At 60.2% G+C, this 15,833-nt stretch carries 13 protein-coding genes; 8 read left to right on the top strand and 5 right to left on the bottom strand.

What is annotated here, in order from left to right:
- The first annotated feature begins 153 nt into the window (after positions 1-153).
- On the top strand, positions 154-1,209 hold the full coding sequence (locus tag ACI5GA_RS14980; RefSeq protein ID WP_404636787.1) for a haloacid dehalogenase-like hydrolase: 1,056 nt from the start codon (positions 154-156) through the stop codon (positions 1,207-1,209).
- A 127-nt stretch (positions 1,210-1,336) separates the two neighbouring features.
- Complete coding sequence (locus tag ACI5GA_RS14975; RefSeq protein WP_421423166.1) at positions 1,337-2,596, top strand: IS256 family transposase; 1,260 nt, start codon at positions 1,337-1,339, stop codon at positions 2,594-2,596.
- A 165-nt stretch (positions 2,597-2,761) separates the two neighbouring features.
- Here the strand turns inward: ACI5GA_RS14975 and ACI5GA_RS14970 are convergent, their stop codons facing one another.
- A complete protein-coding gene (locus ACI5GA_RS14970) occupies positions 2,762-4,144 on the bottom strand; it encodes an ATP-binding protein (protein ID WP_421423164.1) in 1,383 nt (460 codons plus the stop codon).
- Positions 4,141-4,851 carry a response regulator gene (locus ACI5GA_RS14965; RefSeq protein ID WP_404636783.1) on the bottom strand — a complete coding sequence of 237 codons (711 nt, stop codon included), beginning with the start codon at positions 4,849-4,851 and terminating at the stop codon, positions 4,141-4,143. Before ACI5GA_RS14965 ends, ACI5GA_RS14970 begins: the two co-directional genes overlap by 4 nt.
- A 240-nt stretch (positions 4,852-5,091) precedes the next feature.
- Between ACI5GA_RS14965 and ACI5GA_RS14960 the strand changes: the two genes are divergently transcribed.
- From ACI5GA_RS14960 to ACI5GA_RS14950, 3 genes are read left to right on the top strand one after another with little or no spacing between them, the layout of a single operon-like run.
- Positions 5,092-6,192 carry an ABC transporter substrate-binding protein gene (locus ACI5GA_RS14960; RefSeq protein ID WP_421425481.1) on the top strand — a complete coding sequence of 367 codons (1,101 nt, stop codon included), beginning with the start codon at positions 5,092-5,094 and terminating at the stop codon, positions 6,190-6,192.
- The gene (locus ACI5GA_RS14955; protein ID WP_421423162.1) at positions 6,189-7,271 is read left to right on the top strand and encodes a FecCD family ABC transporter permease; all 1,083 of its coding nucleotides are present in this window, start codon (positions 6,189-6,191) and stop codon (positions 7,269-7,271) included. Before ACI5GA_RS14960 ends, ACI5GA_RS14955 begins: the two co-directional genes overlap by 4 nt.
- Positions 7,268-8,059 (top strand): ABC transporter ATP-binding protein, encoded by a 792-nt coding sequence (locus ACI5GA_RS14950; RefSeq protein ID WP_421423160.1) that lies wholly within the window; start codon positions 7,268-7,270, stop codon positions 8,057-8,059. The genes ACI5GA_RS14955 and ACI5GA_RS14950 overlap by 4 nt, the downstream gene beginning before the upstream one ends.
- Positions 8,060-8,332: 273 nt before the next feature.
- Here ACI5GA_RS14950 and ilvD read toward each other — a convergent pair whose 3' ends face one another.
- On the bottom strand, positions 8,333-10,180 hold the full coding sequence (gene ilvD, locus ACI5GA_RS14945; protein WP_404636777.1) for a dihydroxy-acid dehydratase: 1,848 nt from the start codon (positions 10,178-10,180) through the stop codon (positions 8,333-8,335).
- A 354-nt stretch (positions 10,181-10,534) separates the two neighbouring features.
- Entirely contained in the window at positions 10,535-11,731 is a 1,197-nt protein-coding gene (locus ACI5GA_RS14940; protein ID WP_404636775.1) for a class I SAM-dependent rRNA methyltransferase, read from the bottom strand.
- A gap of 169 nt (positions 11,732-11,900) precedes the next feature.
- Here ACI5GA_RS14940 and ACI5GA_RS14935 point away from each other — a divergent pair, with 169 nt between their 5' ends.
- The 3 genes from ACI5GA_RS14935 to ACI5GA_RS14925 all read left to right on the top strand — a co-directional run bounded on the left by ACI5GA_RS14935 (position 11,901) and on the right by ACI5GA_RS14925 (position 14,081).
- Positions 11,901-12,767 carry an HDOD domain-containing protein gene (locus ACI5GA_RS14935; RefSeq protein WP_404636773.1) on the top strand — a complete coding sequence of 289 codons (867 nt, stop codon included), beginning with the start codon at positions 11,901-11,903 and terminating at the stop codon, positions 12,765-12,767.
- 37 nt (positions 12,768-12,804) lie between these two features.
- A complete protein-coding gene (gene mutM / locus ACI5GA_RS14930) occupies positions 12,805-13,617 on the top strand; it encodes a bifunctional DNA-formamidopyrimidine glycosylase/DNA-(apurinic or apyrimidinic site) lyase (protein WP_421423158.1) in 813 nt (270 codons plus the stop codon).
- A gap of 125 nt (positions 13,618-13,742) precedes the next feature.
- Positions 13,743-14,081, top strand: coding sequence for a multidrug transporter (locus ACI5GA_RS14925; RefSeq protein WP_404636769.1), 339 nt, complete (start codon positions 13,743-13,745; stop codon positions 14,079-14,081).
- On the opposite strand, the gene ggt is transcribed toward ACI5GA_RS14925, so the two are convergent.
- On the bottom strand, positions 14,063-15,805 hold the full coding sequence (gene ggt, locus ACI5GA_RS14920) for a gamma-glutamyltransferase (RefSeq protein ID WP_421423156.1): 1,743 nt from the start codon (positions 15,803-15,805) through the stop codon (positions 14,063-14,065). The two genes, ACI5GA_RS14925 and ggt, sit on opposite strands and share 19 nt — an antisense overlap.
- Positions 15,806-15,833: the final 28 nt, after the last annotated feature.

Below are 15,833 nucleotides of genomic sequence, written 5' to 3'. Positions count from 1 at the left end.
AAGCAATGAAATGAAAGTGTCGTTTTTATGTCATTTGTCGCGAATGGCTCTCAACATGGCGCCATCAGAACACGCACCGTCGCTGACGCATTAAAACAGTCATGGCTTTTTGTTACGGTCCAGTCTCGAATTTGAAAAGGGGAGGACACCGTTATGAAGCTCGCTCCAAAACTGTTGGCCGCTGCGCTCTGTCTGGGTCTTGCCGGACAGGCATTTTCCACCGAACTCAAGCACTGGCCAGAGCCTGCCGCCAAGCAGCTCAACGCCATGATTGCGGCGAACGCCAACAAAGGTAACTTCGCGGTTTTCGACATGGACAACACCAGCTATCGCTACGATCTGGAAGAATCCCTGCTGCCGTACATGGAAAACAAGGGGCTGATCACTCGCGAAAAGCTGGACCCTTCTCTCAAACTGATCCCCTTCAAGGACACCGCTGAGCACAAGGAAAGCCTGTTCAGCTATTACTACCGCCTCTGCGAAATCGACGACATGGTGTGCTACCCATGGGTTGCGCAGGTGTTCTCCGGTTTCACCCTCAAAGAACTCAAAGGCTACGTCGACGAATTGATGGCATCGGGCAAACCCGTCCCGAGCACCTATTACGACGGTGACGTGGTCAAGACCATCGAAGTCCAGCCGCCGAAGGTCTTCACCGGCCAAGCCGAGCTGTACAACAAACTGATGGAAAACGGCATCGAGGTGTACGTGATGACCGCCGCGTCTGAGGAACTGGTGCGCATGGTCGCGTCCGATCCAAAGTACGGCTACAACGTCAAACCGCAGAACGTAATCGGCGTGACCACCCTGCTGAAGAACCGTGAAACCGGTGAGCTGACTACCGCGCGCAAACAGATCAGCGCAGGTAAATACGACGAGAAAGCCAACCTCGGCCTGGAGCTGACCCCTTACCTGTGGACCCCGGCGACCTGGATGGCAGGCAAGCAGGCGGCGATCCTGACGTACATCGATCAGTGGAAGAAGCCGGTGTTGGTGGGTGGCGATACGCCAAGCAGCGACGGTTACATGTTGTTCCACAGTGTTGATGTGAGCAAAGGCGGCATTCACCTGTGGGTCAACCGCAAGGACAAGTACATGACCCAGCTCAACGGCATGATGAAAACCAATGCCGAGGCCCAGGCCAAAGAAGGTCTGCCGGTGACGGCGGACAAGAACTGGGTGATCGTGAAGCCGGATGAAATCCAGTAAGACTTGGTGAGTATTTGTGGGAGCCGGCTTGCTGGCGAAGGCGTCAGGTCAGGCACGGTTGAGGCGACTGACACGAGACTGTCAGAAATTTTGTGTTCGGGCCTAACATGTAGCTAGAGGTGCATGTATGCCGACCAAAAAGAAAGCTGCCAGTGCAACATCGAGAGAGCTGCCCTCGATTCCCCAAGAGATCATCGACCAGTTCGTTAAGGGGCCGATGAGCGCCGAAGCCATTCAGGATGCCTCGATGGCGTTCAAAAAAGCGCTGATCGAGCGCGCCTTAGGTGCCGAACTGGGGCAGCACCTTGGCTATCCTCAGGGCGCGGAGCGCCCCGAGGATTCGACCAACCAGCGCAACGGCAAAAGCGGCAAAACGGTGCTCACCGACGATGGGCCGCTTCGCCTGGACATTCCCAGAGACCGAGACGGCAGCTTCGCTCCCATCCTGATTCCCAAACACGAACGCCGTTTTACCGGCTTTGACGACAAGATTATCGCCATGTACGCCCGCGGCATGACGGTGCGTGAGATACGCGCTTTTCTGGCGGAGCAGTACGGAACAGATGTATCGCACGATTTCATCAGCTCGGTGACGGATGCTGTGCTGGATGAGGTTGGAGCATGGCAGCAGCGCCCTTTGGAACCGATGTATCCGGTCATCTTCTTCGATGCATTGCGAGTGAAGATCCGTGATGAGGGCTTGGTGCGCAACAAGGCGATATATCTGGCGCTGGGCGTATTGCCGGATGGCACGCGTGACATCTTGGGTATCTGGATCGAGAGCACAGAGGGCGCGAAGTTCTGGATGAAGGTGTTCAACGATCTAAAAACGCGAGGCGTTGAAGATGTTCTGATCGCCGTCACTGACGGGCTCAAAGGCATACCGGAGGCCTTGGGAGCGGTTTTTCCTGCCACCACGCTGCAAACCTGCATCGTGCATCTGATCCGAAACAGTCTTGATTACGCGGCTTGGGATAAACGCCGTCCGCTGGCCAAAGCGCTCAAGCCTATTTACCAGGCGATCAACGCTGATGCTGCGGAACAAGAGCTGAACGCCTTTGAAGCAGGGCCTTGGGGCAAACAGTATCCGACAGTAGTCGCTGCGTGGCGTCGTGCCTGGGATCGGGTGATCCCGTTCTTTGTCTTCCCGCCAGCCATCCGTAAAGTGGTCTACACGACCAACGCCATCGAAAGCATCAACGCTCAGTTGCGAAAGATCATCAAGACTCGTGGGCACTTCCCGACAGATGATGCCGCGACAAAATTGATCTGGCTGGCGTTACGCAATATCACTGCGGATTGGAGCCGTGCGGCACACGACTGGAAAGTGGCGCTTAACCAGTTTGCGATTCTCTATGGAGACCGTTTTACCAGACCAAGCTGGTGAAACAACGGCCTGCCTAACGGCAGGCCAGACCAGCCCGAACACAAAAAAACTGATACTCCCACTGACACACCGCTTTCGCCACCAAGGCGGCTCCCACAAGTATCGGCCCGATCATGAATTTATCGTTGAACACGCACCCCTGCAGGCGCCGGTGTGCGTCCGATATCAAACCCGCGGTAAATCCAGAATCGCTTCCAGCCCGCCGCTCTCTTTATTGCGCAACTGCAACCGCCCTTCATGAGCCGCCGCCACGGTATGGGCGATGCTCAGCCCCAGGCCATACCCGCCGGTCCCCACGTTGCGCGAGCTTTCCAGCCTGAAAAACGGCTCGACCACTTGCTCCAGTTGATCCTCGGGAATCCCCGGCCCCTGATCGGCGATGACGATACGCAGACGCTCTGGCTGATCCTCGACGAAAACTTCGGCCTGATGCCCGTAACGGATGGCGTTCTCCAGCAGGTTCTGCACGCAACGCTTCAGGCTGCGTGCATATGCGGGCAGAGGCTGCGACGCGGTGCCGTGGAGCGTCACTTTGGCATGCATGTCTTCAAAATCGGCTTGCAGGCTTTCCAGCAGGGCATTGATGTCGACGCTCCGCCGAGGCTCGTTGATCTCACCGCTGCTGACAAACTCCAGCGTCGCCGAGACCATGTTTTCCATGTCCTCCAGGTCCTGGCGAAAGCGCTCTTTGGCCCGTTCATCCGCGAGCATTTCCGTGCGCAGGCGCAAGCGGGTAATGGGCGAACGCAGATCGTGGGAGATGGCGGCAAGGAAGCGCGTGCGCTCGCGCAGGTTGTTGATCAGCCGCTGCTGCATGCTGTTGAACGCTCTGGCGGCGCGCCGTACTTCCAGCGGCCCGTCCACCGCCAGCGGCGGGCGTTTGATGTCGCGGCCCAGCGCCTGCGCAGCGTTGGTCAGTTGGGTCAGCGGGCGAATGGCCAGGCGTACGGCCAGCAGTACGATGATTGCCAGCAACACGATGCGCACCAGATAAATCCGCAGGAAGTAATCGAACATGACCTGCACCGGCGTAAGACTGGTCCAGCCCTGATCTTCCCGAGCGCGCACTTGCAGCCAGCGGCCATCGGGCAGTTGCAGCTCGATATCGAACATCCCGGCTGCGGGGCCTGATCCAAACAATGTGCTCATCCCGGCGGTGTTGCCCTGTTCATCCAGCAACGACAAGTGCAGCAGGCGCAGGTTGGTGGGAATGTGGGTGCGCTGCTCGATCACGTTGCTCAACAGGCGCTCTGTGGCTTGATCGGCGCTGCTGAGTTTTTCGGTGCGTGGCGTCGGCGTGGGGATGAACTGCAAGCGAAAGTCGGGGGTGTTCAGGTGCCCGATGAAGCCGTTGGTATGGGTCGGCTCAATGCTGATCACCCGTACGATATCGGCTAGGCGGCTGGCGATCAGACGCGTGGGAATTTCCAGCACCTGACTGTGGCGCACGTCATACCAAATGCTGCTGGTGGCGATCTGCGCGGCGATCATGCCACTGACCAGAATGATCACCAGGCGGCCATAAAGCGTGCGCGGCCACAGCCTCATGAAGCCGAAGCCACGTCAGTCGCAGTGAGCATATAGCCCTCGTTGCGCACGGTCTTGATCAGCTTGGGGTCGAGTTGCTGGCGCAGGCGGCTGACGCAGACATCGATGGAGCGGTCGAACGGTGTGCTGTTTTTCTCGAAAACATGATTGAGCAGGAAGTCGCGACTCAACGGCCGGTTCGGGTGTTGCAACAACAGGCGCAGCACCCGGTAGTCCGAGTTACCGAGACTGATTACCAGCCCAGCCGGAGACAGGATTTGCCGCGCTCGGGTGTCGAGTTTCCAGCCGTCGAATACCACGAAGGGCGTTTCATCCACCCGTGCCCGCTCGGGAAAACTCTGCACCCGGCGCAGCACGACCTTGATCCGCACCAGCAATTCGCGAGGATCGAACGGCTTGGGCAAGTAATCGTCGGCGCCGATTTCCAGGCCCACGATGCGATCAATCAGACTGCCCCGCGCCGTCAGCATCACCACCGGGATGTTGGACGTGGTGCGCAGTTCGCGACACAGCGTCAGGCCGTCTTCGCCAGGCAACATCAGATCCAGCACGATGAGGTCGATGACGTTCAGCTCAAGGCGTCGACGCATTTCCTTGCCGTCGCTCGCCGTGGACGTCTGATAGCCCGCATCGCGCAGGTAATCGGCGAGCAGTTGGCGGATTTCCGGATCGTCATCGACGATCAACACATGATCTTGCTTGGACATTCGGGATGATGTGCCTGTGGGTCGAATGAGGGCAGCCCTGCCGAGACGCCCGCCCGGCGTTGTCCTACCGAAAAAAGCAGTCAGTGGGCGGGGCAAATGTAATGAAATGTTGTGAGCGACGTTTTCCTGCATCGCCAATACAAAGTTCAACCATCGCGCAGCAGGCAGCTCTTTAGACTGGCGAGTGTAAATGCGAGTCATTGTAATCTGGAGACGTGCGTGTTCAAACCTTTCCTCTCGATACGGGCCACCGCTGCGCTGGTCCTGATACTGGGCGCCTGTCTGGCCCAGATGTCCACGGCCTCGGCCAAAGAAGTCACCGACGTGCTGGGCCGCAAGGTCAACGTGTCGGACAACGTTCAGCGTGTGGTGCTGGGCGAGGGTCGTTTGATTTCGGTTTTTGCGTTGCTCGATCACGACGCTCCGTTCAAGCGCATCGTCGGCTGGCAGGCCGACCTGAAAAAACTGGACCCCAACACCTATAACGCTTACGCCGCGAAATTCCCCGAAGTCAGCAAAATCCCGTTGATCGGTCAGGCGTCCGAGCAAAGCGTCAGCGCCGAAGAAATTCTCAGCCTGAAACCGGATCTGGCAGTGTTCAGCATCTCCGGCCACGGCCCGACCGAGCACAGCCCGGTGGCCGACACGCTGGCGGCAGCGGGCATTCCAGTGCTGTTCGTCGATTTTCGTATCAAGCCTATCGAGGGCACCCGCACCAGCATGATGGCCCTGGGCCGCGCTCTGGGGCGTGACAAGGAAGCGGCGGCCTACATCGATTTCTATGATCAACACCTCAAACACGTTATCGACACCGTTGGCAAAGTCGACGACAGCCAGCGCCCGAGCGTTTTCCTTGAATTGCTGGCTGGGGCCTGGCAGGCGCCGGGTCACACCACCGGCAAGAGTGGTCTGGGGGAGGTGATCAAGCTGGTCGGTGGCCGCAACATCGCCGAAGGCGTGGTGCCGGGTGCGCTGGGCGACGTGAGCGTTGAATACGCGCTCAAGGCTGACCCTGACGTGTATATCGCCACCGGCAACCATGAGCCAGGTCTGCTGCTCGGCGCGGGTGTGCAACAAGCCCCGGCGCAGGCCGCGTTCCAGAAAGTGCTGGCGCGTCCTGAGTTCAAGGACCTGCGTCCGATTCGTGAGGGTCAGGCCCACGGCCTGTGGCACGATTTCTACAACTCGCCGTACAACATTCTGGCGATCGAGGCGTTGGCCAAATGGATCAGCCCGGCCAAGTTCAAGGACCTCGATCCGCAGCAGACGATGGCCGAGATGAACAAGCAGTTCCTCGACACGCCGCTGTCCGGCCAGTACTGGATCGACCAACAGAAGTGACTTCTCAAGCCCGTGCTCTGCCCGAGTCCGCTCCGGCAGGGCTTGAAGCCGCAAGCCTGGGCTACCGCCGTTTGCTGGCGCGTCGTTTCTGGCTGCTGGCGATCCTGCTGGCGGTGTTGGTATTCGCAGTACTGATCGACCTCACCACCGGCCCTTCCGGCATGGGGCTGGGCACATTGATCGACGGCATGTTGCACCCCGAACATCTGCCGATCACCGACCGCGTCATCATCTGGAACGTGCGCCTGCCGTACGCGCTGATGGCGGTATTGGTGGGCTGTGCGTTGTCGCTGGCGGGGGCCGAGATGCAGGCCATCCTCAATAACCCGCTGGCCAGCCCGTTCACATTGGGCGTGTCTTCAGCGGCGGCGTTGGGCGCTTCGCTGGTGATCGTGTTTCCCGTGTCGGTCAGTTGGTTATCGGGCAATGCGGCGGTTTCGCTGTCGGCGTTTGTCTTCGCCTGTGCATCGGTCTTCCTGCTGCAAGCCATGTCGCGGTTACGTGGGGCGGGTGTCGAAAGCCTGGTGCTGTTCGGCATCGCGCTCGTGTTCAGTTGCAATGCGCTGGTGGCCCTGCTGCAACTGGTGGCCACCGAAGACGTTTTGCAACAACTGGTGTTCTGGAGCCTGGGCAGTGTCGCCCGCGCCAACTGGGAAAAGCTGGGGATTCTGGCGCTGGTGCTGGCGGTGATCATGCCAATGTCGTTCGCGGCCTCGCCACGCATGACCCTGCTGCGCATGGGGGAAGACCGGGCCCAGAGTTTCGGTATCGATGTGCGTCGTCTTCGGTTGTTCTCCCTGTTGCGCATCAGTTTGCTGTCGGCCACGGCTGTGGCCTTCGTCGGCACCATCGGGTTCATCGGGCTGGTCGGTCCTCACATCGCGCGGATTCTGGTGGGTGAGGACCAGCGCTTCCTGCTGCCTGCCAGCGCGATTGTCGGTGCGCTGCTGCTTTCGCTATCGTCCATCGCCAGCAAATTGATCATGCCGGGCGTGATCGTGCCGGTCGGTATCGTGACCGCGCTGGTCGGCGTGCCGATCTTCGTGGTGTTGGTGTTCAAGCGCGGGAGGCAACTGTGAGCGGGTTAAGCGTGCGCGATGCGCAGGTGAGTTATGGCCGACGCCACGTCGTGCGCGGGCTGTCGCTGCCCGAACTGCAACCGGGTACGGTAACCGCGCTGATCGGGCCGAACGGCGCGGGCAAGTCGACGCTGCTGCGGGCCGTGGCAGGGCTGGAGAAGATGCGTGGCGACGTCAGTCTGCAGGGGCGTTCGCTGAACAACGTCTCCATCGCGGAGCGGGCACGGCTGATCACTTACATGCCGCAGAACTTGCCGCCGGGGCTATCGCTGAGTGTCATGGAAAGCATTGTCGCGGCGCTGCGTGTCAGTTCGGTCGATGGCGTGCCGTTGTCCAGCGAGGTCTGTTTGCGCGAGGCGTACAAGGCGCTGCAACGGATCGGCATCACGCACCTGGCGGACAACCTGCTCAACGGTCTTTCCGGCGGGCAACGGCAACTGGTCAGCCTTGCGCAACTGATCGCCCGTCGCCCGAAAGTCATGCTGCTGGACGAACCCACCAGCGCGCTGGACCTCAATTACCAACTCAAAGTCATGGCCTGCGTGCGCGACATGGTGCGCGAACATCAGTTGATTGCGGTGGTGGTGCTGCACGACATCAGCCTGGCGGCGCGGCATGCCGATCAGATCGCCGTGCTGCGCGAGGGGGAGTTGTTTGCCTACGGCTCAGCGGGGCAGATACTTGATGCTCGTCTGCTGGCCGATGTGTATGGCGTGCAGGGGCGGGTGGAGTTTTGTTCGCAGGGGACGATTCAGGTGCTGGTGGATGGTGCAGTCCATCAGGATTGACGCAATCCGCCTCTGTGGGAGCCGGCTTGCTGGCGAATACGTCGGGTCAGACAAGGAGGCGGTGAATGACACACCGCTTTCTCCAGCAAGCCAGTTCCCACAGGTTCGACGTTGAACATAAGGTATGGGGCCGACGCAGTCATTGTGGGAGCCAACTGGGTGGCGAATGCGCTTGACCAGGCAACATAGAATCTCCCGCGATAAGACCGTATTTCGGACTTCAACAAAAAGCCCGGCATCGCTGCCGGGCTTTTTATTTGCTGCGAAGGCTGATTACGGAACCAGCTTGTCCAGCAGTGCCTTGTCACGCACAGCGCCTTTGTCGGCACTGGTTGCCAGCAGGGCGTAAGCCTTGAGGGCGGTGGTGACTTTGCGTGGACGCGCTTCGGCCGGACGCCAGCCTTTCTTGTCCTGTTCGGCGCGACGCACGGCCAGTTCTTCATCGGAAACCAGCAGGTTGATCCCACGGTTCGGGATGTCGATCAACACTTTGTCGCCGTCGCGCACCAGACCAATAGCGCCGCCCGCTGCTGCTTCAGGTGATGCGTGGCCGATGGACAGGCCCGAGGTGCCGCCCGAGAAGCGACCGTCGGTCAGCAGCGCACAGGCTTTGCCCAGACCTTTGGATTTCAGGTACGACGTTGGGTAAAGCATTTCCTGCATGCCCGGACCGCCTTTCGGACCTTCATAACGGATGATCACGATGTCGCCCGCTTTCACTTCGTCAGCGAGGATGCCACGTACGGCGCTGTCCTGGCTTTCGAAGATCTTGGCGTTGCCTTCGAACACGTGAATCGACTCGTCGACACCCGCAGTTTTCACTACGCAGCCGTCCAGTGCGATGTTGCCGTACAGCACGGCCAGGCCGCCTTCTTTCGAGTACGCGTGCTCAACACTGCGAATGCAGCCGTTCTCGCGGTCGTCGTCCAGCGTTTCCCAGCGGGTCGACTGGCTGAACGCCGTTTGAGTCGGGATGCCCGCGGGGCCGGCCTTGAAGAACGTGTGCACCGCTTCGTCGTCGGTCTGGGTGATGTCCCACTTGGCGATGGCTTCTTCCATCGACGGGGCGTGCACGGTCGGCAGGTCGGTGTGCAGCAGGCCTCCTCGGGCCAGCGAGCCGAGGATGCTGAAGATGCCTCCGGCACGGTGCACGTCTTCCATGTGATACTTCTGGATGTTCGGCGCGACTTTGCACAGTTGCGGGACTTTGCGCGACAGACGGTCGATGTCACGCAGGTCGAACGCGACTTCGGCTTCTTGAGCGGCCGCCAGCAAGTGCAGGATGGTGTTGGTCGAACCGCCCATGGCGATGTCGAGGGTCATCGCGTTTTCAAAGGCTTTGAAGTTGGCGATGTTGCGTGGCAGTACCGAATCATCGCCGTCGCGATAGTAGGTCTGGCACAGCTCGACGATGCGACGACCGGCGCGCAGGAACAGTTGCTCGCGGTCGGCATGGGTCGCCAGGGTCGAGCCATTGCCCGGCAGCGCAAGGCCCAGGGCTTCGGTCAGGCAGTTCATCGAGTTGGCGGTGAACATGCCGGAGCACGAGCCGCATGTCGGGCAAGCGCTGCGCTCGTATTCGGCGACTTTCTCGTCGGACGCCGAGGAGTCGGCGGCGATGACCATCGCATCGACCAGGTCCAGACCGTGGCTGGCCAGCTTGGTCTTGCCCGCTTCCATCGGACCACCGGACACGAAGATCACCGGGATGTTCAGGCGCAGGGCGGCCATCAGCATGCCGGGGGTGATCTTGTCGCAGTTGGAGATGCAAACAATGGCGTCAGCGCAGTGGGCGTTGACCATATACTCCACGGAATCGGCGATGATCTCGCGGCTCGGCAGCGAGTACAGCATCCCGTCGTGACCCATCGCGATGCCGTCATCGACCGCGATGGTGTTGAATTCCTTGGCGACCCCGCCTGCTTTTTCGATCTCGCGCGCGACCAGCTGGCCCAGGTCTTTCAGGTGCACGTGGCCCGGAACGAACTGGGTGAAGGAGTTGGCGATGGCGATGATCGGTTTCTTGAAGTCTTCGTCTTTCATGCCCGTCGCACGCCACAGGGCGCGCGCGCCGGCCATGTTGCGGCCGTGGGTAGACGTTTTCGAGCGGTAATCAGGCATTGGAGCACTCCGGGCGGCTAATCAGGTTCAGTAAGGGAGTGAGCTTCTCTTGGTCCATTGCAACGGCGACAGGTAGCTGCCGCTGCGGATGAGGTCGGTGACGCCACAGGATCGCTGCGCGCTCGGCCAGAGCTCATAAACCCGCCGGGGGATGATTGGCGATGAATAGCGCTGATTCTACACCTGTGAGGGCAGGAGGGAATGGTGGGAAGTGGCGAGGTTGGGGTCTTGCGGTCGAGCGGCTGGGATTTGATTCATGTTGAGACGTCATCGCGGGCAAGCGCGCTCCTGCAGCGGAGCGCATTCACATGGAAAACGCGGTTATCTGTAGGAGCGCGCTTGCCTGCGAAGCTTTTAGCTATTCGGCAACAACCGGCACGTAATGCTCTTGATGTAGCGCGTTTCCGGAATCGCCGGGTGTACCGGATGATCCGGGCCTTGGCCGCCGCGTTCCAGAAACTGGATGTTGCGGTCCAAGTGGCGGGCGCTGGTCAGGAGGATGTTTTGCAGGTCGTCTTCCGGCAGGTGCATCGAGCAGGAGGCGCTGACCAGAATGCCGTCCTTGGTCAGCAGGCGCATGGCTTGCTCGTTCAGGCGACGGTAGGCGCCTTCTCCGTTTTTCAGGTCTTTCTTGCGTTTGATGAAGGCGGGCGGGTCGGCGACGATCACGTCGAAACGTTCTTCAGCCGCTTTCAGCTCTTTCAGGGCCTCGAACACATCACCTTCAACGCAGGTGACCTTGTCGGCAAAGCCGTTCAGCGTCGCGTTGCGCTCCACGCCATCAAGAGCAAAGCCCGATGCGTCGACGCAGAACACTTCGCTCGCGCCGAACGCACCCGCTTGCACACCCCAGCCACCGATGTAGCTGAACAGGTCCAGCACTCGCTTGCCTTTGACGTACGGTGCCAGGCGCGCGCGGTTCATGCGGTGGTCGTAGAACCAGCCGGTCTTCTGGCCTTCCATCACCGGCGCTTCGAATTTCACGCCGTTCTCTTCCAGCGCAACCCATTCGGGCACCAGACCAAACGCGGTTTCAACGTAACGATTCAAGCCTTCGGCATCGCGGGCGGCCGAGTCGTTCTTGAGCAGGATGCCGCTGGGCTTGAGCACCTGAATCAGCGCAGCCAGCACGTCGTCTTTGTGCTGCTCCATGGTGGCTGAGGCCAGTTGCACCACCAGAATGTCGCCGAAACGATCCACCACCAGGCCCGGCAGCAGGTCGGAGTCGCCGTAGACCAAACGGTAGAACGGCTTGTCGAACAGGCGCTCGCGCAGCGACAGGCAGACGTTCAGGCGATGCACCAGCAGCGATTTGTCCAGCGCCAGCTTGATGTCGCGAGACAGCAGACGGGCGCAGATCAGGTTGTTCGGGCTGACGCCGACGATGCCCAACGGCTTGCCGCTCGCTGTTTCAAGAACCGCTTGGGCGCCTGGAGCGAAGCCGTTGAGCGGGGTGGCGGCAACGTCGATTTCGTTGCTGTAGATCCACAGGTGACCGGCGCGCAGGCGACGGTCGGCGTTGGGCTTGAGGCGCAAGCTAGGCAGGGACATGACGTCGCTCCGGAAAAAAGAGCGGGATTATACCGTGTCATCTCGCCAGCGGGCGGATGCAGATGAATTAACCAGGTGGTCTCCGGTCGGAACCTTCAAGGTGTTTCAACGGTTGTCGAAGCATGGGCGGTAAGGGTTAAAATCGCCCCCTGACCTTGAGTGTGTACTTATGTCCCAAGAGCTTACTTCCGAGCAGATCCAGCAGGCGTTGCAAGGCATCAGCGTCCCGCCCCAGCCGCAAATCATGGTGGATTTGCAGATGGAGCAGTACATGCCCGACCCCGATCTGGGTGTCATCGCACGGTTGATCGCGCAGGATCCGGGCCTGTCGGGAGCGCTACTGAAAATCGTCAACTCGGCTCATTACGGGCTGGCCAACAAGATCGCGTCCATCCAGCGCGCTGTGAATCTGCTGGGCAGTCGGTCGGTCATCAACCTGATCAACGCGCAATCGATCAAGGGCGAAATGAGCGACGAAACCATCGTCGTGCTCAACCGCTTCTGGGACACCGCGCAGGACGTGGCGATGACCAGTCTGACGCTGGCCAAGCGCATCGGCTCGCAAACCGTGGACGAATCCTACGCGTTGGGTCTGTTCCATGATTGCGGCGTGCCGCTGATGCTCAAGCGTTTCCCCGAATACATGAACGTACTGGAAGAAGCCTATGCCAAGGCCAGCCCGGAATGCCGCGTGGTGGACACCGAGAACCGCATTCTCAATACCAACCACGCAGTTGTCGGGTATTTCACAGCCAAATCCTGGCGTTTACCCGAACATGTCAGCAATGCGATTGCCAACCACCACAACGCACTGGCGATCTTCCAGGACGAATCAGGGCGCAACGCGCCGCTGAAGAACCTGCTGGCGATCCTCAAGATGGCGGAGCACATCTGTTCGTCCCATCGTGTATTGGGCAACCAAAGCGTCGATCATGAATGGAACAGCATTGGCCACTTGATCCTCGACTACGTCGGCCTGTCCGATTACGACTTCGAAAACCTCAAAGAAAGTATTCGTGAGCTGAGCGCGCACTGACCGCGCGCTTATCCTCCTCTCGCCATCGAGCCGTCCCATGCCTGAATTGCCTGAAGTCGAAACCACTCGTCGGGGTATTGCGCCCCATCTGGAAGGTCAGCGAGTCAATCGCGTCATCGTGCGCGACCGCCGCTTGCGTTGGCCCATTCCGGAAGACCTGGACGTGCGGCTGTCGGGGCAGAAGATTGTCGTGGTGGAGCGGCGCGCCAAGTATTTGCTGATTCAGGCCGAAGTCGGGACCTTGATCAGCCATTTGGGCATGTCCGGCAACTTGCGTCTGGTCGAGGCCGGGTTGCCCGCGCTCAAGCACGAGCATGTGGACATCGAGCTGGAGTCCGGCCTGGCTTTGCGTTACACCGACCCCCGCCGTTTTGGCGCGATGCTGTGGAGCCTTGATCCTCATAATCACGAACTGCTGGCTCGTCTGGGGCCTGAGCCGTTGACCGACGTGTTCGATGGGGTGCGTTTGTATGAGTTGTCCCGTGGTCGTTCGATGGCAGTCAAGCCGTTCATCATGGACAACGCCGTTGTCGTGGGCGTGGGCAACATTTACGCGACCGAGGCGTTGTTCGCGGCGGGCATCGATCCTCGCCGGGAAGCCAAGACCATTTCCAAGGCGCGCTATATAAGGCTGGCCATTGAGATCAAACGGATTCTGGCGGCGGCGATCGAGCGCGGCGGCACCACGTTGCGCGATTTCATTGGTGGGGATGGTCAGCCGGGGTATTTCCAGCAGGAATTGTTCGCCTATGGCCGTGGCGAAGAGCCATGCAAGGTTTGTGGGACGATCATGCGCGAGGTGAAGCTGGGGCAACGGGCGAGCGTTTATTGCCCGAAATGTCAGAAGTGACACACAAGCCGTTGCTCATGGCGCTCCTACGGTCATAACCTTCAAACTTTCGCCACTTGCGTAACCCCCATCCCTGTTTATAGTGAGCTGCATCACTTTTCTTGCTGTGCCTGAAGGATCACGCCATGAGCCCGTTTCGTATTCTCGCTGCCACCCTGGCCCTGTTCTTCGGTTTGCAGATGACGCCTGCGCTGGCGCAGGTCGAGGCGTCGGGCAGTGGGGATCCGATGTACGAGATCCAGAACCCGCCTGCCTACGCGATGATCGGCGACTTGCTGATCGCTCGTCCTCTGTTGATCGTGGCCACCGTCATTGGCGCAGGCCTGTTCGTCGTGGCCTCGCCGTTTGCGGCGGCGGGCGGCAACCTCGGCGCGACCGGCAAGGCGCTGGTGGTCGAACCCGGCAAAGCGGCATTCGTGCGCTGCCTGGGTTGCACGACCAGCGGTTACGGCAAACAGGACTGATCAGCGCAGGTGCGCACCAGATTCAGCGGCGCATCCGGCCGGAACGTCGCTGAAACCCCCACACCTCTTGGATCGCTCGCCGCTTCCACACGCGCATTGTTCTTGTGCCACAGCAGCACTTGCTGATTGCCAAAGTCTCGACGTGTCTCTCTGAGCCGGTAGCCGCGCTCCCGCAAATCGCTCAATTCCTCTTCGGTAAACGCCCCCGCTTCGTATTCCATCATGTCTGGCATGTATTGATGGTGATAGCGCGGGGCCGAGGCCCAGTTGGCGATGGGTTGGTCGTCCAGATACTGCAACATCGACAACAGCACGATGCTGGGAATCCGGCTGCCGCCCGGTGACCCGAAGGCGGTGAAATTTCGAGGGCTTTCGATGAAGCTCGGGCTCATGCTCGACAGCGGGCGTTTGCCGGGTTCGATGATGTTGGCCGGGCTGCCCACCAGTCCGTAGGTGTTGCTGCCTTTGGGGTCGACGGCGAAATCGTCCATTTCATCGTTGAGAATCACCCCTGTGCCCGGAACCGTGAAGGTGGAGCCGAACGGCAGATTGAGCGACAACGTTGCCGCGACGGCATTGCCTTCGTTATCGAGCACGGAGAAATGGCTGGTGTTGTCGCCCTCACGCCAGCGCGGCGCGGGTGGCAGGATATTGTTGGGCGTGGCGCGGTGAGGATCGATGCTGGTAGACAGTTGCAATAGATAATCCGGCGCCAAGACCTGCGCGATCGGGTTGGGCACGAAATCAGGATCACCCAACAGCACGCGGTCCCGATACGCCCTGCGTAAAACCTCCACCACATAGTGCGCGCGTTGAACCTTCTCGGATTCGCGCCATGGCAGTTGTTGAAGCATGAACAGGCTTTGCGCCAACGCTATGCCACCTGCTGAAGGGGGCGGGGCGCTGATCAATTCCCGTTGATCGGCCAACTGGAAGCGCAACGGCGTGCGGGTGATGACGTCGTACTCTTCGAAGTCGTGGTAATTCCAGATCCCGCCTGCGGCCCGCACCCCGCTGACCATCGATTGCGCGGTCAAGCCGCTGTAAAAACCGGCGCGGCCCTTGTCTGCCAGGCGATCCAGTGTCTGCGCCAGCTCCGGTTGTTTGATGATTTCGCCAAGGTCGGGCACGTCGTTGTTACGCAGGAACAGCCGGGCGCTTTCCTTATTGGCGCGCAGGGCGAACAGCCGCCAACTGGCCCGCTCGCGGTACACCTCATCCACCTTGAAGCCGCGATAGGCCACGCGGATGGCCGGGGCCAGGGAAATGCTCAGTGGCAGCCGACCATAGCGCTCGGCCAGCTCGACCAGCGCGGCGGGCAGGCCGGGTATGGCAGCGGCCAGCGGGCCGTTCAGGGATAAATCGGGTTGGGCAATGCCATTGCGGTGAAACATCCGCAGTTTTGATTTGAGGGGCGCCTTTTCTCGCGCATCGAGGAATTGGTACTGCACCGGCTCGCCCGCCTGACGCAGCAGAAAGAAGCCTCCACCGCCCAACCCCGAACCGTAAGGCTCGACCACCGCGAGGGTGGCACTGATGGCAATGGCGGCATCGAACGCATTGCCGCCATCGACCAGAATTTCCCGACCGGCGGCAGTCGCAATGGGATGTGGGCTGGCAATGGCGGCCTGATCGGGATGATCAGGACTGCCTTGAGCCGAGAGGGCGCACAGAAAAAGCGCTGCGCCAAACGAGGACGGTATCCGCGTAAGCTTCGAAGTCATGCGTATCTCGCTCAGTTCAACAGGCATT

Source organism: Pseudomonas sp. Pseu.R1 (genome assembly GCF_045764065.1).
GTDB lineage: Bacteria > Pseudomonadota > Gammaproteobacteria > Pseudomonadales > Pseudomonadaceae > Aquipseudomonas.
Note: the sequence above shows the minus strand (reverse complement) of the source record. Positions and strands in the feature narration are given on the sequence as shown.